Here is a 25,077-nt window from a genome sequence, read left to right as displayed (position 1 = left end):
CAATGGTTTTAAACTTCAGTCATAGAACAAAAAGCAAAACATACGATATACCTATTATTAAAAAATGATATTTTATACTTTTAATTTAACCTTTATTAGCAAAAAAACAGAATTGAACCATACTTAAAACATGAAATCATTGACTGTGTACCCAAATGCGCCTTAAGAAGTTTTTATTCAATATGATGTCACTTGAAAACAAATACATAATTTAAAGACTCTTTTTTAATCTCTTTTTACCGTATTTTTATCTCCATCTTAAGAGATAAAAAAGTTTTATGCTCCCAGATATTCTAAACAAAGCAACTTGTTAATCACCTTGTATTTGCTAGCTATGTGACTATTTCGGCAGGGTAAATCCCTGCCTTTTTTTATGCCAAATTTATAACCTATATTTTTTATCTCTGACACTATTTCATGTACTATTGCTTTATAAAACAGTAACACTATGAAGAATCATAAAAAATGAATAAGAAATTTTTACTGCCACCTTCTGAAATTGAGTTATTTCAGGAAATGATAAAAGGCACCAAGAAATTACCTCAAGATAAAATACTTCACTCGCCAAAACGTAAAAAAGTGACACACTACGCCGTTGAACGCCTGCAACAAGAGCAAGCTGATGCTTCATATTATTTTTCAGATGAATTTCAACCTAATTTAGCGACAGAAGGCCCGATGCGCTACTTAAGAGACGGCGCAAATGCTTATGAATTGAAAAAACTACGTCGTGGCGATTATACCCCTGAATTTTTTCTAGACTTACACGGACTAACACAATTAATTGCAAAACAAGAAATTGGCGCTTTGATTGCAGCCTGTAGGAGGGAGCACGTTTATTGTGCTTGTATTATGCATGGACACGGTAAACACATTTTAAAACAACAAACACCACTTTGGTTAGCACAGCACCCTGATGTCATTGCGTTCCATCAAGCCCCTAAAGAGTGGGGGGGTGATGCTGCGTTATTAGTATTAGTCGAAAATGATGATATTATCCGTCGTTGAAGTATCAGTCGGCTCAAGCACTACCCCTTAAATCACCAAACAGGTGAAATAAGGCGTTAATTATCATATTGGGCTAGTTTATTTTAAAGTTGAAGGTGGGACTTGCCATAACAATTCTCCCGTACCTTTCGATAAATCAAAATCAACACAAGCTATCGTTGATGTTGAAAACATTGGGGGACACACCGCAGGGCAAAGTTCTGCCACAACATAGCCAACTAAAGGTAAATGGGAAATAACCAGAATATTTTGATATCCCGTATCCCCTAAAGCACGTAAGTAATGTGCAATATGCGAAGGATTACCACCAGGAATGAGCCCTTCATCTGTTTCTATCTTACTCGGTAATGCTAAACCTATTTTTACAGCCTCTAATGTTTGTTGGGCTCGTAAATAAGGACTGACTAAAACATAATCGATAGCATGTCCTTGCGTTGTCATCCATTCAGCCATTTTTATTGATTCACTTCTTCCACGCTCAGTCAGCGGTCTTAGTGCGTCGCTTGCAGCATCAAGAGCTGCTTCTCCGTGGCGCATAATAAAAATTTGCATAGTAAATTATTAAACCTATTTTATTTTTTGTAATCATTGGCATTAACGTCTTTAAGATACTTAATCTAATCAAATTTAAATTAATATATTCTTATATAAAATATTCAATACCCTAATTGTAATAGCATAAATAACCTATTTAAAATCATGCCATTAGTTTACAAAATTCACATTGTTTTTCAGGATTTTATTTAAAAAAACTTCATTTTTAAATTTTTTTTCAAATAACTCTATTGCCGTATCCGGCTATCATTAACAGTTTCGACCTTTTTTTCCATTAAAAATTCATCAATTATTAATCTGACGCAAAAAGTATAAGAAAAAAGGCGCCTAAGCGCCTCAATCAAAACAAGTACCACAAAAGGGAAAAGCAATGGTAAAGCAGTTTCATTAGTCATAAAAACGTTCATTTCGTTTAGCCATTTCAACTAAACGTTCACAAGGGAGATATTTTTCACCATATTTATCAGCCAGTTGATTAAGCTTTTCTGTTATTTTTGTTGTTCCCATGCTATCCATATAACGGAAGGGGCCACCAAAAAAAGGCGGAAAACCAATACCAAAAACAGCGCCGATATCACCATCGCGCGGTTGTTTTATAATTTTTTCATCTAAACAACGAACAGCTTCATTAAGCATCAATAATAAACAACGCTCTGTGATTTCAGAGGGAGATAATTGGCTTTTGGGTTTAATTTGTAAAAGACAATAAATAGCGGGATCGGGCTGTTTTTTATTTTTTCCAAATGAAAAAGGCAGTACCTGTTTTGTATACAGATAAAAACCTCTGCCATTTTTACGCCCTTTTCTATTATCAGCAATAATGGCATCAACAGCAGGTGGAGAAGCAAATCTTTCACCAAATGCGTTCACTAATATTGGTGTTATTTTTGTACCAATATCAATACCTACTTCATCTAATAACTGAATCGGCCCTACAGGGAAACCAAACTGGACAAGAGCTTTATCAATATTTTCAATCGGTTCACCTTGTACTAAGCATGTCAATGCTTCACTGATATAAGGAGCAAGAATACGATTCACATAAAAGCCAGGTTTATCACCAACAACTATTGCAACTTTACCTTGCTTTTTAGCAAAAGCCACCGTTGTTGCAATAGTTTTTTCATTAGTATTTTCATGAGGAATAACTTCAACTAATGGCATTTTTTCTACAGGGCTAAAATAATGAAGCCCGATCACTTTCTCTGGGTATTTCGCTGTTTCTGCGATCTTGTGAATAGGTAATGAAGAGGTGTTAGACGCAAAAATAATTTTGCCTTTACCTAAATCTTCAATATCTGCCACCATTTTCTGTTTTAAAGCAAGATCTTCAAAAACTGCTTCAACAATAATATTAGATTGATGGAAACCGCTGTAATCCAATGAACCAGAAAGTAAGCTCATTTGGCGTTGACGTTCACGTGCCGGCAATCTCTTTTTATTAACCTTGGTAGAAAGCGCTTTCCAACTATAATTTAAAGCTTGAGCAATTCCTTTATCGCTAATATCTTTAATTCTTACGGGTAAATGCCCTTTTGTAGCAGTAACAAAAGCGATCCCCCCTCCCATTAACCCCCCACCTAAAATACCGATATGATGTAAACTATCTGGTTTTTCAGATGATCCCGTTTCATTTTTAAGTGCTGTAGAAGCAAAAAAGAGGTGTCTTAACGATGATGAAACGGGTGTCATCGCTAGCTCACCAAAAGCATTCGCTTCTTCTTTAAATCCTGTTTGAATATCTTTTTCAAGGCCACGTTCTATTACATGTAGAATACGTTCAACAGCGGGGTAATGTCCTTTTGTCTTAGCTAATGCGCGCTTTTTAGCTTGCCCAAACAGTATATTTCTTCCTAATGTCGTATTTGCCCAGAAACGATCCATTATTGAATGTTTTTTCTGTTCTTTTTTACCCGACAAAATCCATTTAGCAGCAACATCTAATAAAATATCTTGTGAAACAACATCATTAACCAGACCTAATTTCAACGCACGTTTAGCATTGATTTGCCTTCCTGTTAATATTAAATCTAACGCCGATGTTACCCCAATAAGGCGAGGTAAACGCTGAGTACCACCAGAACCGGGCAATAATCCAAGTTGTACTTCAGGAAGCCCTAAACGTGTTTTGTTATTATCAGAACAAATTCGTCCATGGCAGGCCAATGCTAATTCAAGTCCCCCACCAAGACAGGCGCCATTGATAGCAGCAACAACAGGTAACGGATAATTTTCGAGTTGGGTAAAAAGATCTTGCCCTGCTTTTGCGAGTGCACTTGCTTCTTCTTTCGTTTTGCAATCCGCAATCATCGAGATATCAGCACCCGCAATAAAACTATCTGCTTTACCTGATGTGATAATTAACCCTTTTACACCCGAATGTTGTTGCGCTTGTTTCAAAACATCTTGGAATTGCTGCACAAATTCAGCTTTTAAGGTATTTACTTTTTCACCGATAACATCAATGGTTATCACGCCGACTTTATCGTTACGAACTGAAAATTGGAAAACGGAAGTGTTTTCTAGTGTTGTTTGTTGTTCCATTATTCCACCTCCAAAATCATTGCCACACCTAATCCACCCGCTGCACACGCAGTCGTTAACCCAAACCCACCACCTCGGCGTTTAAGCTCATGTAACGTCTGTGTCACCATTCTTGCACCTGTCGCGGCAAATGGATGTCCATAAGCAATAGAGCCACCTAGCACATTAAATTTATCCATATCCACTTCTCCAATTGCTTTGGATAATCCTAATTGCTCTTTAGCAAACTGCTCGCTAGCAAACAGTGTCAAATTACTTAATGTTTGTGCGGCGAAAGCTTCATGCATATCAATTAACGTAAGATCACTCAAAGAAAGTCCTGCGCGAGAAAGCGCAAGTGGCGTGGCATATGAAGGTCCTAATAACATATCTTTCCAAACATCTGTTGCTGTAAACGCATAACTACGTAGATAACCAAGAGGCTGATAACCTAAGCTTTTTGCAATGGACTCTTTCATCATTAATACTGCAGCTGCACCATCTGTTAATGGTGTACTGTTTGCGGCAGTAACGCTACCATGGCGACGATCAAAAGCAGGTTTTAACTTAGCGTAAGAATCAAGAACTGAATTTTTACGAATATTGTTATCTTGATGGAAACCTTCTTTGTAAGGTGGGAAAAAAGCGGTCATCACTTCATCATCTAATTTTCCCATTTCCCATGCTTTAGTTGCTAATTGATGAGAACGATGTGCTAACTCATCTTGAGCGACTCTGGAAATATGATAAGTTTTTGCCATTTGCTCAGCGGTATCTCCCATACGTAAGCCTGTTGAATATTCAGCAACGGCAGGGGCGACAGGGAGAAGATCTCGAAACCGCAATTGGCTTAAATAACTTAAGCGCTGACCCAATGATTTTGCTTTATTAAGACTTAACAATACATCCGCTAATTTTTTACTAACACCAATAGGCAAAACAGATGATGAATCTGCGCCACCCGCAATACCGACAGAGACATGCCCTGCCATCATGCTCTCAGCGACATTGGCAATCGCTTGAAAGCTCGTTGCGCACGCTCTTGTAACACTGTAAGCATCTGTTTTTACACTTAAGCCAGCACCAAGTACAATTTCTCTAGCTATATTCGGTGCTTCTGGCATTTGTACCACTTGCCCAAAAACAAGTTGATCAATAATTTCAGGAGGAATTTCATTGCGAGTCACTAATTCTTGAACCACTGAACGCCCTAATTCAACCGCAGGTATTCCTCGATACGCAGTCGCTTGTTTAGCAAAAGGTAAACGTAGCCCGCTGACAATGGCGATGCGATCTTTCATAGCACTGTTCGTTGATGACTTCATAACGGCTCCTGACAAAATGAGTTCCTAACACCAAAGAGGTCTGACCTGACAATAGTGTTAACAAAAATTTCACCTATCAGAAACATCATTTTATGAGAAGTGGGAGTTAGCGCGCATTATTTCGATAGAATGTCTGAACCCAACAATAAAGATAGAAAGGATAAAAAATACAATGGCGAGTCATAAAAAAGGCTGTTGACATTCAACAGCCTTAAATCTATTTGTTTTCAGCAGATTAACGTAATCCTAACTGGAAGATCAGATTTTCTGCTTCACACGAAAATGTAAAATCAACGGTAAGTTGAACACCACCATCAACATCAGCAAATTGTTGATTGATTTTACAAGGCTCTGAAGCGATAGATTGTGCTTTTGCACTGAGTTGATCCAACATTGCTTGCGCTTGTACTTTATCAGCGAAGACATGCTGATATGACGCAGTGCAATTTTTATTGTCAATAATAGTACCCACATCTACACAACAGCAAGCAGCGGTTTCTTCTGCACTACAGCGATTAATTGCGTCTGCCATTTTAGTCTCCCAACGAAAGAAATGTTAATTATCTATCATAATCGCAAAAAAATAAAATAAACTGCTTTAGCTCAAATTATCCTACAAATTTACAAAAATAATTGATTATTCTGTTTATTTAACAATCAAAATTATCTTTATTGGGATATTTTGTAAAAATAATGTTAACTAAATCCCATTTATTAAATCAATTTGGCAATATTTGCAAAACACACTTGCAACATTTGGGGTAATCAACTTTATACTTAGACAACTGGTCTGATTTGTCATAACGACAACCGCACCTAAAATCCAGCGCTTCTAATCAGAAGTTACTAACTTAAAAAAATTATGAGGGTTTAGGTCATGAACCGTAAAAACCTGTTTACTCGCACAGCACTAGCTGCCTTGGTAGGTGTTATCTCCTCTCAAGCAGGCGCTGCCGGTTTTCAGTTAAATGAATATTCTACTTCAGCACTAGGGCGTGCATTTTCAGGGGAAGGCGTTATCGCCGATGACGCAAGCGTAGGTAGCCGTAACCCAGCTGCACTCACGATGTTTGATCGCCCTGAATTCTCTGTTGGTGCTATCCATATTAACCCGAGCGTCGATATTAAAGGTAGATCACCTCTTACTGGTACTGACACTACTGCAAAAGATATCGCCCCAAGTGCATTAGTACCCAATATCCACTTTGTTGCTCCAATTAATGATAAGTGGGCCATTGGCGCATCAGGAACAACAAACTTCGGTTTAGCAACAGATTTTCCGAATGATTATCCTGCTGGTCTTATCGGTGGCAAAACCGATCTGAAAACCATGAACTTAAATCTAAGTGCAGGTTACCGTGTTAATAATCAATTCAGTGTTGGTTTAGGCTTAAATGCCCTTTATGCTGATGCAGAAATTACACGCCATGTTGGTGAAGCGGGTAAAGTTTTAGGAAATAAATTACCACCTCCATTAGGTGGTTATATATCAAGCTTATCGCCAAGTGATCGCTTTGCTCAATTGAAAGGTGATGCATGGGGCTTTGGCTGGAACGCGGGTTTATTATATGAATTTGACGAAGGTAATCGCGTAAGCTTTACTTACCGTTCAAAAGTTAAAGTTAAATTTAAAGACGGTGAATACCAAAGTGACTTACGTTCAATTCCACAACTCGAAGGAATGGGAATTGTAGGTACTAACGGCGAAACCATTAAAGGTAAACTTGACCTTAACTTACCTGAAATTTGGGAATTTGCCGCTTATCACCGCGTTGCACCAAAATGGGCGGTTCACTATAACTTCGCTTATACAAGCTGGAGCGCATTTGAAGAGTTAAGAGCCACACGTAAGAGTGATGGTCAGCAACTATTCAAGAAAGAAGAAGGCTTCCGTGACGCATGGCGTGTTGCGTTAGGTACAACCTATTATCACGATGATAACTGGACATTCCGTACAGGTATTGCCTTTGATGATAGCCCAGTTCCTGCTGATAAACGTTCTATCTCCATTCCTGACCAAGACCGTTTCTGGTTAAGTGCAGGTGCAACCTACGCATTTAACAAAGATATGTCTGTGGATGTTGGCTTAGCGTATATGCATGGTAAAAAAGTCACAATCAAAGAGAAATTATCTGAAGATTTACCATTACCGGCTTATGAATTCGAGTCATCTGGTAAAGCATGGTTATACGGTATGAACTTTAACTACCGTTTCTAACTCTTGCTCTATATTGCTTTTTATACAAAAAATGGTCTTTTTCAAGACCATTTTTTTATTAATACCTAAAACTAACCACAAAGATTAGTCAATGGAATCTAAATCATCTTCAATCGCTTTCGCGTTAGGATTCTCTTTTACCGTACCCGCTTTGAAGTCATTACTTTGGAAATAAGCTTCACGCATCATTAAATAAGGATCAGAGGAGTTTTGCAAAATAGCATCGGAATCGAGCAACTGTGCACGTGTTTCAATGCCTTCTAATGCCCATTTACCCGCTGACATCCAAAACGTTAAATAACTCAACATGGGATATGTTAAGTCAGCCCAGTCACCACCCTCTTCACGGACAGTAAAGCTACCATAGCCAGGGACAACCACATAAGGACCATAACCCACACCATAATGCCCTAACGTACTACCAAATCGCATTGGCACTTCTTTTTCCATTGTTTCTTTGGACATACCAGCGACATCAATTAAGCCACCCATACCAAAGACTGTATTGATCCAAAAACGACCAAAATGTTTTGCTCCCTTTTCAAAATCACCACGCAATACACTATTTAGCATACTTGCAGGCTCTTCTAGATTACCAAGAAAATTAGATAAGCCATTTCTTGCTGGAGGGGGCACATAATCACGCCAAACAACCGCAACTGGACGTAAGATATATGGGTCTAAAACATAGTAGTTAAAATCAAACATCTGGCGGTTAAACCCTTCCAATGGGTCAGAGCGCGCCTCCCCATTATTAGGGGTACTTGCACATCCTGAAAGTAAGGCGACTGAAAGAGCAACACCGCACAGGCGATACTTCATAATGTTCTCCGCTAATTATCTTATGATGAGCAGCATCATAGTTCGCATATTCATAAACTCTACACATAATACTGTCAATACGTCACAAGTGGTACTTTTATTAGGCGTTGATCTTATAAGATAATTCAGTTTTTAGGATTATCCCATTGAGCTAATTTACAATATTAGCCCAATATTATAGGGCTAGTATTGAAATGCTTGATACTCGTTTACTGATATTCTTTTATCACTAATTGCTCTTAGCATTAGAGTACGAAAAAATTGTTATTAAACGAAGAAGCGAAACTATGGCGATAATAGAGTGAATACAAAACGGCTACTCTAGGAATATATTCGACATCTAAGGCTAAACAATAGATGGCGTTCCCTACAGGGATCGAACCTGTAACTAGCCCTTAGGAGGGGCTTGTTATATCCATTTAACTAAGGGAACATACGTAATGAAGTGATGTATGACTTATGGATGAACCTTATTTTACCTCCCTCACTCTCTATTAATCAAGTTTTAACGCACTGATATTGGAAGGAATTTTTTTGTTTCTTTTTTGAACAGTGAAATTTCCCTTAAAAAGGGAATAATAAATACCATCATCAATGATTGTGTTTATTCTTATATATAACTGTTTTACTAAAATGCTTTCAATTGCTTTAAAAATAATTTCGGTGAGTATCCCATCTCTTTATTAAACATTGCACTAAAGGCACTCGGATTCTCATACCCTAATTCTAAAGCAATTTCGGTGACTGAATGACCTTTCTTTAATGCTGTTAGTGCATACATTAAACACGCTTTTTGACGCCACTCGCGAAAAGAGAGACCCGTTTCTTTATGAAAGAGTCGCGTAAAAGTACGCAAGCTCTTATTTAATTTCTCAGCCCACATCTCTGGTGTGGTACGAATATTGGGCTGTGACATAAATTCAGTACATAGTAAATCCAATAAAGCATGTTGAGGTAAAGGTGTAAAATAAGGTAATGATTTGGCCTGAGTTAATTCATGACAAAGTAACGTTAATAAAGCGCTATCTCTCCCACCTAAATCATAAAGCAAAGGAAGTTGATTTGCTGAAAGTAATAGCTGATGAAACAAAGGAGAAACGTGTAAAACCTCACAATATTCCGAATAACGAGGTACTTTATTCGGCTCAATATAGAGACTATAAGTACTGCTACCCAACATTAGCACTTGATGTACTTTTTTAGCAGGGATCCACACACCGCTGTAAGGTAATACAATCCATTGGCCATCTTCAGTTTTAACTTTCATAACACCATTTGGGGCATATAAAAATTGGGCTCGTCGATGATGATGTGCTTCGAGTAATGTGTCATAAGGATAATCAGATCCTAATGCCAAAATATCACGGGGAAGATGATCCACATTGTTAATATCGATATTACGCATAATATTAAAATTGTCCTAAATTCATATAAACTTGTCATTATCTCGTGGGCAAGCCATTATTTTATTCTATATTGTTGATCTCCTGACTCAACAGGAGATTTGAAATGACATTCTGGCTGATTTCGTTTGGTTTAATTTCAGGCATTACAACATGGTTATTTGGCTTTGGCGGTGGCTTTGTCACGGTTCCTTTACTCTACACGCTTATTCTAACACTCTGGGGAATAGACAGCTTACCTGCTGAGCATGCAATGAAAATAGCTGTTGCCACCTCGACATTAATTATGTTGTTTTCTGCAACAATAACAACCATTAAACACCATAAGGCAAGAAGGCTTAATTGGCATAGCATGTTCATCCTTTTTATTGGGATTGCTTGTGGGGGGATCTTAGGTGCCCTTCTCGCATTAACGATTGAAGGCTCTTGGATCAAATGGATCTTTATTGGCTATCTCTTTGTCACTATTTTAGATTGCTATTTTCGTCCTGGTTTTATGGCTCCAACTCACCACACAAAAAAGGTGACTAAAGCAAGAGAAACGATTAATGGTGTTGTCATTGGTATTATTGCCGCTTTTTTAGGCGTTGGCGGAAGTGTAATGACTGTTCCTCTGTTACGTCGTAGAGGGACACCAATGGCACAATCTGCAGCCATGGCAAATACATTAACCTTACCTTTAGCACTCACTGCAACCTTCACTTATGTCGCACTTTCCTTTACTTCCCCTTTAAATAGTGAATCTGGTTTTATTGGTTATATTTGGCTAAAAGCAGTCTTTATTCTGATTTGTAGTACATGGATAGGCTTGAAGATCTCTGAGCGCTTTTTATCTCATTTTCCCGATAAATGGCATGCGAGAGTTTATCCCCTGTTACTGAGTCTTGTCTTAATCATTATGTTGCTTTAAATCCTTTCTTTTATATAAGAAAGATAGAAAAATATTTTGACAACATGCAAACACAATGACTCTCAGTATTCAATAAGCCATTTTGTTTTTAACATTCCTTTTAAACTTTTTCCTACGCACATTTACTTGGCATTAATATTATTGAGATGTATAAAACAAAAAATAGCTCCTTTTGACAATCCACACACAACCCCATAACTATTAGCTTTATTAATTAATATTTAAACATAATGAATAATAATTTATAGATTGTCTCATTTTTCGTATCAGTTTGATTACGTTTCAATGATGATGTTTCGTATAAAACATCATCTGTTTATTTTTCTCTTTTACTCGTATTTATCATCAAAATAATAAGTTAGCTATTTTTTACAAATTATATTTTAAGAAAAAACTGGATTTAAATATCGCTAAAAAATATTATTTAATTTTATTTTTAAATAACAAATTAATTACAATAACACCCACCATCGATATATAGATAATTATATATCGATGGTTTTTTTTGTCAATTATTTGTTGTCATAAATCATATATTTTAAATACACTTTAACAAAACAGATTAATGACGTAAGTGAGTGAATTTAAAAGAAGTAAATATAACTATGGCATTCATTAAAATCTGCTCTTTAACCTCATAACCTTTATAACATAAGTTAATAGAAGAAAATAATTATCATTTAATTTTGTCTATTTTAGTTAATTTATTTTGTGACATTTATTAACGTCTTATTCTCTATTATTTATTATTTACAACTAACTTATCACTTATGAATTAATAAACTGGAGGCACCTTCAAATATTTATTTAATCGTCCATATATAATATTTAGCTATAAGAAGAAACTGGAGGTTATATGAGTATTAGTCGTCGTTCTTTCATTAAGGGGATGGGGGTAGGATGTGTAGGTTGTACCGTCAGTAGTTTACCACCTGGTGCACTTGCATTTAATCCTGTAGATTCTCTTAAGGGTCAGTCAACATTAACACCGAGTCTATGTGAGATGTGTTCCTATCGTTGCCCGATAGAGGCTCAAGTTGTTAACAATAAAACTGTATTTATCCAAGGAAACCGAAACGCAGAACATCAAAGTAGCCGAGTTTGCGCCAGAGGTGGAAGTGGCGTTAGCCTTGTTAATGATCCAAACCGTATTGTCAAGCCCATGAAACATAAAGGCCCAAGAGGTGCAGGTGAATGGGAGGTCATAAGCTGGGAACAAGCTTATAAAGAAATAGCAGAAAAAATGAATGCCATAAAACAAAACTATGGCGCAGAGAGCATCTCCTTTTCATCTAAATCAGGTTCACTCTCCTCTCACCTATTCCATTTAGCGGCTGCATTTGGTTCACCAAACACCTTTACACATGCCTCTACTTGCCCTGCCGGTAAAGCGATTGCTGCATCTGTTATGATGGGTGGCGATCTTAAGATGGATCTCGCAAATTCAAAATATATTCTCTCTTTCGGTCACAACCTTTATGAAGGCATCGAAGTTGCTGAAACACATGAACTCATGACAGCACAAGAGCGTGGTGCAAAATTAGTCAGTTTTGATCCGCGCTTATCGGTTGTTTCAAGTAAAGCGGATGAGTGGTTTGCTATTCGTCCAGGAGGAGATTTGCCTGTTCTTATGGCCATGTGCCATATCCTCATCAAAGAAGATCTCTACGATAAAGAGTTTGTTGAGAAATTTACGGTAGGTTTCCCACAATTAAAAGACGTTCTACAAGAAACAACGCCGGAATGGGCTCAAGCACACTCTGATGTTCCAGCTAAAGATATTGTTCGTATTGCTCGTGAGATTGCAGCAAAAGCACCTCACGCACTGATTATGCCTGGTCACCGCGCTACCTTTAATAAAGAAGAAATTAATATGCGCAGGATGATCTTCACCTTCAATGCGTTACTCGGCAACATTGAACGTGAAGGGGGGCTGTATCAGAAAAAAGCAGCGACAAAATACAATAAATTAGCAGGCATTGCGGTTGCTCCTGAATTAGCAAAACCAAGTGTTAAAGGTATGCCTGAAATTACCGCAAAACGCATTGATGCAACAGCACCTCAATTTAAATACATCAATAAAGGTGGCGGTATTGTTCAATCGATTATCGACTCAACATTAGAAGGCGTGCCGTATCAGACAAAAGCATGGATTATGTCTCGTCATAATCCATTCCAAACAGTCAGTTGCCGTCCTGATCTAGAAAAAGCAGCACAAAAGTTAGACTTAATTGTCAGTTGTGATGTGTATTTAAGCGAAAGTGCCGCTTATGCCGATTATTTATTACCTGAGTGTACCTATTTAGAACGTGATGAAGAAGTTGCTGATGTTTCAGGTTTAAATCCCGCTTATGCATTGCGCCAGCAAGTTGTCGAACCTATTGGTGATACTAAACCGAGTTGGTTAATTTGGATGGAATTAGGTAAAGCATTAGGATTAGAAGCCTGTTTCCCTTGGGAAAACATGGGTGTAAGACAGCTTTATCAAGTTAATGGTAGCGAAGAACTTTATAAAGAGATGCATAAAAAAGGCTATATCTCTTATGGCGTTCCACTATTATTACGCGAACCGTCTTATGTAAAAGCCTTTGTTGATCAATATCCTGATGCCATCAAACAGGTTGATAGCAACAATACCATGGAAAAAGCCCTCTCATTTAAATCACCAAGCGGCTTAATTGAAATCTACTCTGAAGAATTAGAAAGCCGTTTAGAAAACTACGGTATCCCACGCTTCCACAACTTCCCATTAAAAGAAAAAGATGAACTTTATTTTATCCAAGGTAAAGTCGCCGTCCACACTAATGGTGCAACACAATATGTGCCGTTATTAGCTGAATTAATGTGGGAAAACCCTGTTTGGCTTCATCCTGAAACAGCAAAAAATCACGGTATTAAACATGGCGATGAAATCATTCTAGAAAACAGTGTAGGTAAAGAAAAAGCACGCGCTTTAATCACTGAAGGTATTCGCCCAGACACTGTATTTGTCTATATGGGGTCGGGTGCAAAAGCAGGCGCAAAAACAGCAGCGACTACAACAGGTGTTCACTGTGGCAACTTATTACCTCATGAAATTAGTCCTGTATCGGGTACTGATGTACATACATCAGGTGTCAGAATTAGTCGGGCTTAAGGAAAAAAATAACGATGAACAATAATAAACAATTTGTCATGCTACACGATGAAAAACGTTGCATTGGGTGTCAAGCCTGTACTGTTGCATGTAAAGTCATCAATGATATTCCTGAAGGATTCAGCCGACTTCAAGTTCAAATTCAAGGCCCACATAATGATGAGGCGGGAAATCCACATTATCAATTTTTCCGTGTTTCATGTCAGCACTGTGAAGATGCACCTTGTGTTTCTGTTTGTCCTACTGGCGCCTCTTTTATCGATGAGAATGGCATCGTACAGGTGAAAAAAGAGCTGTGTATTGGCTGTGATTACTGTGTAGGTGCTTGTCCTTATCATGTCCGTTATATCAACCCAATGACGCATATCGCCGATAAATGTAACTTCTGCTCTGATACCCGATTAACTGAGGGCGAATTACCTGCGTGTGTATCAGTCTGCCCAACGGATGCGCTTGCTTTTGGTCGCATTGACTCACCTGAAATTCAGGCATGGATCAAACAAAAATCCGTTTATCAATACCAATTAGATAATGTCGGAAAACCAAGTTTATTCCGTCGTAAAGAAATCCATCAGGGAGATAAAGCATGACTAGTATCTGGGGAGCAGAACTCCATTATACGCCAGATTATTGGCCTGTATGGTTAATGGCCGCCGGGTTATTAATCGTTGCCATGATAGCCGTTTTGGTTATTCATGGCTTGTTGCGCTATGCCCTTGCACCAAAACACACTGGCCATTATGAAGAAGAGCGGGTTTATTTATATTCTAAAGCAATCCGTTTTTGGCACTGGGGTAATGCCTTGCTGTTTATCTTATTACTACTAAGTGGTTTTTTAGGGCATTTCTCTATTGGAAATGTCACTTCAATGGTGCTATTACATAAAATTTGTGGCTTTGTACTTATTGCATTCTGGATTGGTTTTATTCTTATCAATTTAACAACCAGTAACGGTGTACATTACAAAGTAAGGTTTAGTGGATTAATTGGTCGTTGTATTAAACAAGCTCGCTTTTACCTCTATGGCATAATGAAAGGCGAACCCCATCCTTTTGCAGCAACAGAAACTGATAAATTTAATCCACTTCAGCAACTTGCTTATTTAGGCGTAATGTTTGGGCTAGTACCACTGTTATTAGTAACAGGATTACTCTGTTTATATCCAGAAGTGCTTGGTTATGGCTACTGGATGTTAAAAGCACACTTAGTATTAGGTATTGTGGCATTAATGTTTATTTGTGCACACTTCTATTTATGTACATTGGGTGACACCTTTACACAAACATTCCGTAGTATGGTTGATGGTCATCATCGTCACCAAAAACATGATAATCATCGTTCAGCAAACGAAAAAGTAGAACATTAAATTTTCTTAGCACTCAATACAGAATGTATCTCTATCTAAAATGCCCGCCCAAACGGGCATTTTTTAATGTTAGTATAGAAATATTTTTATAATCTAATTATTAGCAAACAAATATATCATTTTATTTGTATGTTATTCGGTGTATAGTCAGCTCTATATCGTTATGTGAATTTTTCATACCGATGGATTTAAATAATTAAAAAATACATTTTTGGAGTCTATCGTGAAGATAGTTATTATTTCGACAATAGCTCGTATCATGGCACAAATATTAGCAATATCTACAAGCAGAGCCACTGTCAAAACGCTAAAAAAATTGCCGTGACCGTAGAATGCTAGGTAATGTTGTTAACTCTCACTTGGATGGCATGAATACTGTTTCTATCACCGCTTTTCTTATCAAAATATATGAGCGTATCGTTATTATAAATATTTAATAGATTCGCTTTATAGGCCAGCAAGTCTTAGTAGGTAGCTTCGTTTCACACAACAACGCCCAACTTTAAAAACTTAACCTCACTGAATACAACTTATGTTAATGATAACCAATTTAAAGGACATCTTGGTTTAGGTAGTGTTATTGGTGATAACAACACGTTCGGCTATCGCATTAATCTAATGCATAATTAAGGCTAAGGTTATGTGGTAGATAGCACCCCCGTCAGCGCATGAGCACTGCTTTTAATTGGAATATCTCTTCTGATACCGTGCTAGGTGTGAGTTTTACCAACTATTCTTCAATATCCCTCAGACAGATCAACAACTCGAATATAATTTGATACACCACCGTTTTTTCATCATGAAGGTGAAGAGGTAGTGAATTCCTTCATCATGAATAGTGTTTGTGACTATCCCTACATTGCCACTTTATGCTCAATACTTATAATTTGATCTAGCTCTTATTTTTGACTAAATTCTCTTTTTCAATTTTTATCGTTTTAAAATTTATTCTTTTTAATCTCATTGATATAAAATACATAATTTACAACCCTAATTGCTTCATAAATGTTATTAAAAAGTAAAATTATAGCAAGTAATATAAGAACTGATTTCTGAGAGATTTATTTTAATAAGTATCTATCGCCTGTTGTTTTACACATCACAATAGATATGAAAATATATTTCTCTTTTTATATAAACCTTAGTTATTTTTCAAAATGATTTTTCTTTTTCTTTCGCCAATTAAAATTTTCATTCTTCAAAAATGAAAAATGCCCTAATAAGGGCATTAGTTTAATTATAGTGGTTCCATCTTAATTATTAAGAAAATTCTTATTATTCGCTAATCAAAAAGATACATTTATATAAGAATTATCCTACTCTATTTAATTATTCTAAAATGGACGATCTTTTAATTTAAAGATATTTTTAGAAAATAGAGAGAGCCTTACTATCGAAATGAGATGGAATATGTTGTTCATTACGTTCAATTTCTTGAGCCATTCCACCGGTTACTTCTTCAAAGAAACTACCAATATTAACACCTAGTACTTCAAGCACTCTAACTAAGCAATCAATATCAATACGGTTTACACCACGCTCATAACGAAATAATTGTTGTTCACTAATATCAATCTCTTTTGCTAACTGAAATACAGTGTAACCTTGAGATTTTCTTAATGACTTAATTTTTTGTCCAACAGCATAAGCGACTGGATACTTGCTACTCATAATATGTTCTCGCTTTTCACTTTGATTGATATCTAATTTTATAATGGTGTATTATCTCGTTATAATATATAAAACCATATATTATTGAGAACACCTTTTTGTTTTAATAAAATATTATTTTAGTAGATAAGAAATATCACAATTCATAATATGACTTATCATATGTAAATAATATACTACGCATTTAAACACTTTCAACTAGTCGAAAAACGACAATACAAACTCAGCATTTTACTCATGCTAGTTAATAATACCTAGGATACTGAGATATACTCTTTATTTTCATATAGTTAAAATATTTTATTTATAAAATGGCACTTTTTTTTTCTTAAACTTTACTCACTAATTAGAATAAACATCTACATTATCTTTGATTTAAAGTACTATAATCTATTTTGTGTAAAAATAAATCAAGTTATGTCAGTCTAATTTATTTAAATTAATAAATTAACCTTATAAAGAAGATGACTTTCATATTATTATGAAATAGCTTAAGCAATATCAATGAAATCTGATGAATTTATAAATGCATAAAAATTATAATTTAAAATCAATAAATTACAAAATTTACAATAAAATATAGATAAAGATCACCTTTTAAACATTTGTTAATTAGTTTATATAAGCATAAACCCTTAGATCTTCGACTAAATATATTTAAAACATAATAATTACGTATTATTTTGGAATAAACAGGTAATATATTTAATTATCCATTTTCTTTGAATTTTTATTAATGAATAACTCATTTTTATTTTCATTTAAACTAAAAAAACCATTCATGCAATAAAAAAAATGGATAACTGTAAAAAATTTTTTATTTATCAAAAAGTTATAATTATATTGTATTTATTATAATAAATTAGGGTTACTTTATCGCCATATCGTATTATTCTTTCTTTTTCACTCAAATACATTCATTTTTTTAGCACCTAATCGAAATTATTATTGCAACTTAAACTAAATTTAAAAAGGAATGGTCTGTTAAATATCAATTTTAGTATGATCTAATTTTGTTAAAAAATACAAAAAATTCTTTTTTCACATCCTAAGTAGTTATACTTATCTAGTATAAGAGTTATTCTTAGGGCTAAATAAACATTAATATTTTTATATGATTTATATTCCTGCCAAATGCACAATTTTCTCCATTTTCAGTAAAAAATGAAATTAACCACTTAAGGTTAAATCAATTCCTGATTAAATAAGTACTTTTTGCTTCATATCATTTACTCCATAGTTCATTATGGTGAAAATTTTGACAAACATCAAACTTTAACTATAAATGCATTAAAATCATCAAGTTAGATTAGGCTCTTTATCTTCTCATTACTTAAAAGAAGAATAAAAATATATAAAATATTATTATATTTAATCATTTAATTTCATTGTGTTAGTAAAAAACAAATAATGATTAAGAAAGATTAACTATAAAATGCATTTTTTATCTTTAATTCTTCATTTTTTCATCAAAAATAAATAATGATCTTTTTATGATGATCATAAAAAATGTTTTAACATACTAATTTTATGAGGGTTTTATCTTATTAAGTGCCCCATGCTATTCAACATACTGTTTTAACGTTATTTAATTTTGTAAATAAACTGAAAAAAACCACAAAAACGCCTAAAAGGAGTAAATCTTTCTTTTGATATTTATATCGTTTTTCGCATGTTATTAGGTCAATACGTAAATCATATCCAGAGATTTAAGCCTCCTTTTTTAAAGTAGAATGACCAATAAGACATAAAAGTGACTGTTTTTTTAGGGGGAGAATCCGCTATTTTCCTGATAAAGCATAACAAAATGTAAAAAGTTGTAATAAAGAATCACGTGTTAGCCTTCTTTAAGATAGACAGTTTAATGCTTTAATAGACTAAATTAGTTTTATAAGGGGAGAAGCCAAGGGGGAAATAAGATTATTGGCTAGAAGCTACATAAAAAGAAATGAAGCCAGTACGATGATTTAGAAAGCACATATACCAGTAATTATTGTAATAAATACAACGCAATAAACTGAAAAATGAATTCAGAACAATCATATACTTATATTGTGGTTATTCATAAATAAAAAAGCAAAACAACTACTATGAATTATTTAAAGAATAAGACGAAAGATAAATAAGAAAGCATAATGGAGGAAAAGAGAAAAGTGGTGGGCGGTATTGGGCTCGAACCAACGACCTCCTCCTTGTAAGGGAGATGCTCTACCAACTGAGCTAACCGCCCGCTTGATTATTAAATGGTGGGTCGTGGGCGATTCGAACGCCCGACCAATTGATTAAAAGTCAACTGCTCTACCGACTGAGCTAACGACCCCTTTAATAATTTTGCGTCAATCTGTAAGTAGCTTTGTGAATGGTGGGTCGTGGGCGATTCGAACGCCCGACCAATTGATTAAAAGTCAACTGCTCTACCGACTGAGCTAACGACCCGTCACAATATTCACTACTTTATGTTGTATTCTTAGGCATGGTGGGTCGTGGGCGATTCGAACGCCCGACCAATTGATTAAAAGTCAACTGCTCTACCGACTGAGCTAACGACCCATACCTAATTATGTGATATTGCGCGAAATAACCGAATGAAGTGGTGGGCGGTATTGGGCTCGAACCAACGACCTCCTCCTTGTAAGGGAGATGCTCTACCAACTGAGCTAACCGCCCACTTCATGATGACTAAATTCTCACTACCACGCTTTAATGTAATTGGTGGGCGGTATTGGGCTCGAACCAACGACCTCCTCCTTGTAAGGGAGATGCTCTACCAACTGAGCTAACCGCCCAATTACATTAAATCATACAACGTACCACAACGATAATAATGGTGGGCGGTATTGGGCTCGAACCAACGACCTCCTCCTTGTAAGGGAGATGCTCTACCAACTGAGCTAACCGCCCGTCGTGATGGGGTGCATTATAGGGATACTGCGCTATGAGTCAACGATTTTTATCAGATTTTTATCGTGAAAATGACTGTTCGTTTTATTTTTAGTCAAGATGCTTTTTTTAGCACCATAAGTAACACAGCAATTAATCAATTTAATCTTCTGTGTGTTCTTCGTCAAACAAAAAATCATCAATTTGAAATTTTTATCTCTGTTAAAAGCTTAATGCCATTGAGGAATTAGCATCCAGTGATAAAATAAGGCAACCATTTTGTTTTTTTGATAATCACGATTACTTATTTATATAAGTAAGACGTACTAAGGCAATCCCAATGAGTAAAATAAAAACCCGTTTTGCACCAAGTCCTACTGGCTATCTACATGTTGGTGGTGCGCGTACCGCACTTTATTCCTGGTTATATAGCCGTCATAATAAGGGCGAGTTTGTACTGCGTATTGAAGACACCGACTTAGAACGTTCTACTCAGCCAGCCATTGATGCAATCATGGATGGTATGAATTGGTTAAATCTGAATTGGGATGAAGGTCCTTATTATCAGACTAAACGCTTCGATCGCTATAACCAAGTTATCGATCAAATGTTATCTGCGGGTACCGCGTACCGTTGTTATTGCTCTAAAGAACGCTTAGAACAATTACGCGAAGATCAAATGGCAAAAGGTGAAAAACCTCGTTACGATGGCTGTTGCCGTGGTGGTAATCATAATCACAGTGCTGATGAACCTCATGTTGTACGTTTCTTAAATCCACAAGAAGGCTCTGTAATTTTTGATGATAAAATCCGTGGCCCAATTGAATTTAGCAACCTAGAACTGGATGACCTTATTATTCGTCGTACTGATGGGTCTCCAACTTATAACTTTTGTGTTGTTATCGATGACTGGGATATGGAAATCACTCACGTTATTCGTGGTGAAGATCACATCAACAATACACCTCGCCAAATCAATATTCTCAAAGCATTAGGTGCACCTGTCCCTGAATATGCCCACGTCTCAATGATTTTAGGTGATGACGGTAAAAAACTATCCAAGCGCTATAATGCCGTAAGTGTGATGCAATATCGTGATGACGGCTATTTACCAGAGGCTCTGCTAAACTACTTAGTACGTTTAGGTTGGTCTCATGGTGACCAAGAGATCTTTTCTATTGATGAAATGATTGAGCATTTTACTTTAGAAGCTATCAGTAAATCAGCCAGTGCATTTAACACTGATAAATTACTTTGGTTAAACCATCATTATATTAATACACTACCAGCAGAAAAAGTTGCCGTTCACTTAGATTGGCATATCAAACAACAAAATATTGATACCAGCAATGGTCCATCATTAGTTGAACTGATCAAATTATTAGGTGAACGCTGTAAAACGTTAAAAGAAATGGCTGAAAGTTGCCATTACTTCTATGTTGATTTCGAGACCTTTGAAGAAACAGCAGCAAAAAAACATTTACGCCCAGTCGCTCGCCAACCATTAGAAGTGGTTCGTGATAAATTATCAGCAATTACAGATTGGACTGCTGAAAATGTTCACCAAGCCATTCAAGATACCGCTGATGAATTAGAAATCGGTATGGGTAAAGTCGGTATGCCATTACGTGTTGCTGTAACGGGTGCAGGCCAATCTCCTGGTTTAGACGTTACTGTTCACGCTATTGGTAAAACTCGTAGTATTGCACGTATTAATAAAGCATTAGACTTTATTACTGAAAGAGAAAACCAAGCCTAATTTGCTTGCTAATTTGGCTTCCTAAAAAAGATACATTCCTAAAATAGGACGTGTATCTTTTTTTTGTACTCTTTTTCAGCAATCAACAAATAATATGAAATTAACTGATTGACAGTATTGTGCTTGTTGCCTATTATCAAGCCCGTTCCAGTATGTTGGGGCTATAGCTCAGTTGGGAGAGCGCTTGCATGGCATGCAAGAGGTCAGCGGTTCGATCCCGCTTAGCTCCACCAATATACGTTTAGAACACTACAATATCTGGGGTTATAGCTCAGTTGGGAGAGCGCTTGCATGGCATGCAAGAGGTCAACGGTTCGATCCCGTTTAGCTCCACCAGAATTTCAAGATCCTGAAGCGAAATCTTCGGGATTTTTTTTGTTTTCTATTCTTCCTGATTTATTTTATTTCTATTGTGCAGTGTAACCACCATCAATGGCATAGAATGCTCCTGTTGTGAAACTACTCTCATCTGAAAGTAAAAAAGCAACGGTTTTAGCGACTTCATCTCTCGTTGCCATCCGTTTCATTGGGTGTGTATTTGCCATCCACTCACGCACTTCATTTGGCAGTACTTGCATTCTTGGCGTATCAACATAACCAGGGCCTATTGCATTAATCCTCACGCCTTTATCTGCAAATTCAAGAGCTACTGAACGTGTAATACCCAACACAGCATGTTTTGCTGCGGTATACGCTGAAATCCCCGCTATCCCAACAATACCATTAGAAGACGAAAGATTCACAATACTCCCTCCCCCACTTTTTAATATTGCAGGTATGCCATATTTCAAACCATAAAATACGCCATTAATATCGGTATCAATTACTGTTTTCCAATCCTCAATATCATAATCCACGATTGGCGTATTATGAGGCCCCGTGACCCCTGCATTATTAACCAAGCCATGTAATGCCCCAGCTTGCGACATAACAGCCTCAATCATTTTTTCAACTTGAGAAGGTGAGGTCATATCAGCCTGTAAAGCAATGACTTTTTTACCTGTTGCATCAATAGAATGCGCTGTTTTTATGACTTTTTCTAAATGCCGACCTGTAATAAAAACCATTGCTCCACGCTGAAAAAGTAGTTGTGCAATGCCTTCACCAACACCAGTACTCGCTCCCGTTACTAAAATTACTTTATCTTCAAAATAGCTCATCTCACTAGCCTCTTTCATAATTAAATAGTTATTATAACACCCACAATATAATTAACTAAAGTTAACTATATTTTATCTTATTTGATTAAATTTAGTTAATCAATATAAAATTTATTCAATGCCAGCGACCTGTTATTATTAACTTTAGTTAACAGTAATATGAGAGTAATTATTTGTGGATAAAAATAAATTAGAAAATGCCTTGTCATTATTACAATGCACTCTTGTTGCACAACGAACTCGTTATACACCTGAACCTGTCACTTGGGGTCAATATGATATTTTAGAATTATTACGCCTACGAGGCGACTTAACACCTTCCCAATTAAGTAATTCGTTAGCAATTTCAAGACAAAATTTATCGAAGTTTATGCGAGGATTAAAAGCCTTAGGCTTTATTACACAATATCGTTCTGAGAAAGATAAACGCGAATTTATTACTCAACTAACCGATGAAGGGCATGCATTTTTAGAAAGGGCTGCATTAGGCCGAAAGCAGAATGCAAAAAAAATTCAGGAAAGATTAACAATTGAAGAGCAAACATTATTTATTGAATTAAGTCAAAAAATTATTAATGCATTAACATCTGAAAAATTAGGTATAAATAATGATTAAGATCACCGCTTTAATGGCTTCAATAGTCCCTCTAACCCTTCAATTTTAATTGCAAGGGTCATCTCCATGAGTTGCCCTAATTTTCCTTCTGGGAACGCCCCTTTCTTAGCAAACCATAATAAATACTCTTCAGGCAAATCGACCAACATTCGTCCTTTATACTTTCCAAATGGCATTTGTGTATTTGCTATATCAATAAGGTGTTGTTTCTCGAGCATGTTATATACCACTTTGTCATCGAAGGAATAGAGTCGATTATAAGGTAATTGAAAGATAAAAAAAGCAGTACCCGAAGGCACTGCTTGATTTTCTGTTACCTAATTAACAAATAACTCGGTTTACATTGTTATTTTATTCACATGCTATCTGTTTTATCTTGAGTGATTAAACAAACAGACCCGCGATAGCCGCAGATAAGAAGCTCACTAATGTAGAGCCGAACAGTAATTTCAGACCAAAACGAGAAACAACGTTACCTTGCATTTCGTTTAAACCTTTAATCGCACCTGCAACAATTCCGATTGAAGAGAAGTTAGCAAATGAAACTAAGAATACCGATAAAATACCCACTGAACGGGGTGAAATATCAGCTGCAATATCTTGTAAGCTACCCATGGCAACAAATTCGTTAGAGACTAATTTTGTTGCCATCACACTACCAACACGTAATGCGTCTTGTTCTGGTACACCAATCACCCATGCTAATGGATAGAAAACGTAACCTAAGCAATCTTGGAAACTGATACCAAAAATCATACTGAAAATTGCATTCACTGCAGCAATTAAGGCAATGAAACCAATCAGCATTGCAGCCACGATTAACGCAACCTTGAAGCCTGCTAAGATATATTCACCTAACATTTCAAAGAAGCTTTGGCCTTCATGCAGATTCCCCATTTGAATGTCTTCTTCATTCTCAACAGAATATGGGTTTATTACAGAAAGGACGATAAAAGTACTGAACATATTCAGTACTAAAGCAGCAACAACATATTTTGGATCTAGCATTGTCATGTATGCACCAACAATTGACATTGATACTGTCGACATAGCTGTTGCAGCCATCGTGTACATACGACGCTGGGACATTTTTCCTAATACATCTTTATAGGCAATAAAGTTCTCTGATTGCCCAAGAACTAATGAGCTCACTGCGTTGAATGATTCTAATTTCCCCATACCGTTCACTTTGGAAAGCACAGTACCGATAATGCGGATCACGAAAGGTAATACTTTGATATGTTGAAGAATACCAATTAATGCAGAAATAAAGATAATTGGACAAAGTACATTCAGGAAGAAGAATGCTAAACCACCTTTCATCATGCCACCAAATACAAATTCAGTCCCTTGAGCGGCATAACCTAATAAGTGATCAAATAATCCAGCGAAGCCACGAACAAAGCCTTCACCAACATCAGAGTTGAGGAAGAACCATGCCAATGCGATTTCAATAACTAATAACTGCACGATATAACGCAGACGGATCCCTTTGCGGTTATTACTCGCAATGAATGCTAATGCGCCAATAACGGCGAGTGCCAAAACGAAGTGAATGATAGAAGACATGCATGCTCCAAAAATAAAAATAAATCTTGAGGAGCATTTTATGTAACGCGTAACATTACGATGTGACTATTGTCACAATATCATGAAACTGCATACACACTAATTATTAAATAAGATAGGTTGATCACACTTTATGAGTTACTAAAGAAACATTAA

The 25,077-nt window shown here is 36.2% G+C and carries 18 protein-coding genes and 10 tRNA genes; 10 read left to right on the top strand and 18 right to left on the bottom strand.

Features of this window, described 5'->3' with window-relative positions; genetic code table 11:
• Positions 1 to 465 precede the first annotated feature (465 nt).
• On the top strand, positions 466 to 1,008 hold the full coding sequence (smrB, locus tag GWJ05_RS11610) for an endonuclease SmrB (RefSeq protein WP_036935497.1): 543 nt from the start codon (positions 466 to 468) through the stop codon (positions 1,006 to 1,008).
• A gap of 78 nt (positions 1,009 to 1,086) precedes the next feature.
• On the opposite strand, the gene sixA is transcribed toward smrB, so the two are convergent.
• From sixA to GWJ05_RS11590, 4 genes are all read right to left on the bottom strand, one after another.
• Positions 1,087 to 1,560: a phosphohistidine phosphatase SixA gene (gene sixA, locus GWJ05_RS11605; RefSeq protein ID WP_087802109.1), complete on the bottom strand. Its 474-nt coding sequence runs from the start codon at positions 1,558 to 1,560 to the stop codon at positions 1,087 to 1,089.
• 390 nt (positions 1,561 to 1,950) lie between these two features.
• Positions 1,951 to 4,107: a fatty acid oxidation complex subunit alpha FadJ gene (gene fadJ, locus GWJ05_RS11600; RefSeq protein WP_161681417.1), complete on the bottom strand. Its 2,157-nt coding sequence runs from the start codon at positions 4,105 to 4,107 to the stop codon at positions 1,951 to 1,953.
• A complete protein-coding gene (gene fadI, locus GWJ05_RS11595) occupies positions 4,107 to 5,411 on the bottom strand; it encodes an acetyl-CoA C-acyltransferase FadI (RefSeq protein WP_036935491.1) in 1,305 nt (434 codons plus the stop codon). The genes fadJ and fadI overlap by 1 nt, the downstream gene beginning before the upstream one ends.
• A gap of 235 nt (positions 5,412 to 5,646) precedes the next feature.
• Positions 5,647 to 5,943: a YfcZ/YiiS family protein gene (locus GWJ05_RS11590; protein ID WP_082239452.1), complete on the bottom strand. Its 297-nt coding sequence runs from the start codon at positions 5,941 to 5,943 to the stop codon at positions 5,647 to 5,649.
• A 345-nt stretch (positions 5,944 to 6,288) separates the two neighbouring features.
• Between GWJ05_RS11590 and fadL the strand changes: the two genes are divergently transcribed.
• Complete coding sequence (fadL, locus tag GWJ05_RS11585) at positions 6,289 to 7,629, top strand: long-chain fatty acid transporter FadL (protein ID WP_036935489.1); 1,341 nt, start codon at positions 6,289 to 6,291, stop codon at positions 7,627 to 7,629.
• A gap of 84 nt (positions 7,630 to 7,713) precedes the next feature.
• Here the strand turns inward: fadL and mlaA are convergent, their stop codons facing one another.
• The 3 genes from mlaA to GWJ05_RS11570 form a co-directional block, all read right to left on the bottom strand.
• Positions 7,714 to 8,451, bottom strand: a complete 738-nt coding sequence (mlaA, locus tag GWJ05_RS11580; protein WP_036935487.1) for a phospholipid-binding lipoprotein MlaA — start codon at positions 8,449 to 8,451, stop codon at positions 7,714 to 7,716.
• Between the two features lie 358 nt (positions 8,452 to 8,809).
• Positions 8,810 to 8,884, bottom strand: a tRNA-Arg gene (locus GWJ05_RS11575).
• 195 nt (positions 8,885 to 9,079) lie between these two features.
• Positions 9,080 to 9,856, bottom strand: a complete 777-nt coding sequence (locus tag GWJ05_RS11570) for an AraC family transcriptional regulator (protein ID WP_036935485.1) — start codon at positions 9,854 to 9,856, stop codon at positions 9,080 to 9,082.
• Between the two features lie 104 nt (positions 9,857 to 9,960).
• Between GWJ05_RS11570 and GWJ05_RS11565 the strand changes: the two genes are divergently transcribed.
• The 4 genes from GWJ05_RS11565 to phsC all read left to right on the top strand — a co-directional run bounded on the left by GWJ05_RS11565 (position 9,961) and on the right by phsC (position 15,266).
• Entirely contained in the window at positions 9,961 to 10,764 is an 804-nt protein-coding gene (locus GWJ05_RS11565; RefSeq protein WP_087802107.1) for a sulfite exporter TauE/SafE family protein, read from the top strand.
• A gap of 856 nt (positions 10,765 to 11,620) precedes the next feature.
• Positions 11,621 to 13,900, top strand: coding sequence for a thiosulfate reductase PhsA (gene phsA / locus GWJ05_RS11560; RefSeq protein WP_036935481.1), 2,280 nt, complete (start codon positions 11,621 to 11,623; stop codon positions 13,898 to 13,900).
• 14 nt (positions 13,901 to 13,914) lie between these two features.
• Positions 13,915 to 14,490, top strand: coding sequence for a 4Fe-4S dicluster domain-containing protein (locus GWJ05_RS11555; RefSeq protein WP_036935479.1), 576 nt, complete (start codon positions 13,915 to 13,917; stop codon positions 14,488 to 14,490).
• Positions 14,487 to 15,266: a thiosulfate reductase cytochrome B subunit gene (gene phsC / locus GWJ05_RS11550; RefSeq protein WP_036935477.1), complete on the top strand. Its 780-nt coding sequence runs from the start codon at positions 14,487 to 14,489 to the stop codon at positions 15,264 to 15,266. Before GWJ05_RS11555 ends, phsC begins: the two co-directional genes overlap by 4 nt.
• Before the next feature lie 1,368 nt (positions 15,267 to 16,634).
• Here phsC and GWJ05_RS11545 read toward each other — a convergent pair.
• The 8 genes from GWJ05_RS11545 to GWJ05_RS11510 all read right to left on the bottom strand — a co-directional run bounded on the left by GWJ05_RS11545 (position 16,635) and on the right by GWJ05_RS11510 (position 19,838).
• On the bottom strand, positions 16,635 to 16,937 hold the full coding sequence (locus tag GWJ05_RS11545; RefSeq protein WP_036935475.1) for a helix-turn-helix domain-containing protein: 303 nt from the start codon (positions 16,935 to 16,937) through the stop codon (positions 16,635 to 16,637).
• A 2,154-nt stretch (positions 16,938 to 19,091) separates the two neighbouring features.
• A tRNA-Val gene (locus GWJ05_RS11540) sits at positions 19,092 to 19,167 on the bottom strand.
• Between the two features lie 14 nt (positions 19,168 to 19,181).
• Positions 19,182 to 19,257, bottom strand: a tRNA-Lys gene (locus GWJ05_RS11535).
• Between the two features lie 40 nt (positions 19,258 to 19,297).
• A tRNA-Lys gene (locus GWJ05_RS11530) sits at positions 19,298 to 19,373 on the bottom strand.
• Between the two features lie 38 nt (positions 19,374 to 19,411).
• Positions 19,412 to 19,487 (bottom strand) — tRNA-Lys (locus GWJ05_RS11525).
• Positions 19,488 to 19,528: 41 nt separating this feature from the next.
• Positions 19,529 to 19,604: transfer RNA gene (locus GWJ05_RS11520), tRNA-Val, on the bottom strand.
• 43 nt (positions 19,605 to 19,647) lie between these two features.
• A tRNA-Val gene (locus tag GWJ05_RS11515) sits at positions 19,648 to 19,723 on the bottom strand.
• A 39-nt stretch (positions 19,724 to 19,762) separates the two neighbouring features.
• A tRNA-Val gene (locus tag GWJ05_RS11510) sits at positions 19,763 to 19,838 on the bottom strand.
• A gap of 319 nt (positions 19,839 to 20,157) precedes the next feature.
• Between GWJ05_RS11510 and gltX the strand changes: the two genes are divergently transcribed.
• From gltX to GWJ05_RS11495, 3 genes are all read left to right on the top strand, one after another.
• Positions 20,158 to 21,576, top strand: a complete 1,419-nt coding sequence (gene gltX, locus GWJ05_RS11505) for a glutamate--tRNA ligase (RefSeq protein ID WP_087803300.1) — start codon at positions 20,158 to 20,160, stop codon at positions 21,574 to 21,576.
• A gap of 157 nt (positions 21,577 to 21,733) precedes the next feature.
• Positions 21,734 to 21,809, top strand: a tRNA-Ala gene (locus GWJ05_RS11500).
• 27 nt (positions 21,810 to 21,836) lie between these two features.
• Positions 21,837 to 21,912 (top strand) — tRNA-Ala (locus tag GWJ05_RS11495).
• A gap of 71 nt (positions 21,913 to 21,983) precedes the next feature.
• Here the strand turns inward: GWJ05_RS11495 and GWJ05_RS11490 are convergent.
• Positions 21,984 to 22,736 carry an SDR family NAD(P)-dependent oxidoreductase gene (locus GWJ05_RS11490; protein WP_036935471.1) on the bottom strand — a complete coding sequence of 251 codons (753 nt, stop codon included), beginning with the start codon at positions 22,734 to 22,736 and terminating at the stop codon, positions 21,984 to 21,986.
• Between the two features lie 175 nt (positions 22,737 to 22,911).
• On the opposite strand from GWJ05_RS11490, the gene GWJ05_RS11485 reads away from it, so the two are divergent.
• Positions 22,912 to 23,352 carry a MarR family winged helix-turn-helix transcriptional regulator gene (locus GWJ05_RS11485; protein ID WP_087803298.1) on the top strand — a complete coding sequence of 147 codons (441 nt, stop codon included), beginning with the start codon at positions 22,912 to 22,914 and terminating at the stop codon, positions 23,350 to 23,352.
• A gap of 2 nt (positions 23,353 to 23,354) precedes the next feature.
• Here GWJ05_RS11485 and GWJ05_RS11480 read toward each other — a convergent pair whose 3' ends face one another.
• Both GWJ05_RS11480 and GWJ05_RS11475 read right to left on the bottom strand, forming a co-directional pair.
• On the bottom strand, positions 23,355 to 23,570 hold the full coding sequence (locus GWJ05_RS11480; RefSeq protein WP_036935467.1) for a DUF3820 family protein: 216 nt from the start codon (positions 23,568 to 23,570) through the stop codon (positions 23,355 to 23,357).
• A gap of 166 nt (positions 23,571 to 23,736) precedes the next feature.
• Positions 23,737 to 24,921: a NupC/NupG family nucleoside CNT transporter gene (locus GWJ05_RS11475; protein ID WP_036935465.1), complete on the bottom strand. Its 1,185-nt coding sequence runs from the start codon at positions 24,919 to 24,921 to the stop codon at positions 23,737 to 23,739.
• Between the last annotated feature and the right edge of the window lie 156 nt (positions 24,922 to 25,077).

The sequence above is a fragment of the Proteus sp. G2626 genome (assembly GCF_009915985.1).
In the GTDB taxonomy this organism is placed as follows: domain Bacteria; phylum Pseudomonadota; class Gammaproteobacteria; order Enterobacterales; family Enterobacteriaceae; genus Proteus; species Proteus vulgaris.
This window is presented reverse-complemented; position numbering and strand designations above follow the sequence as displayed.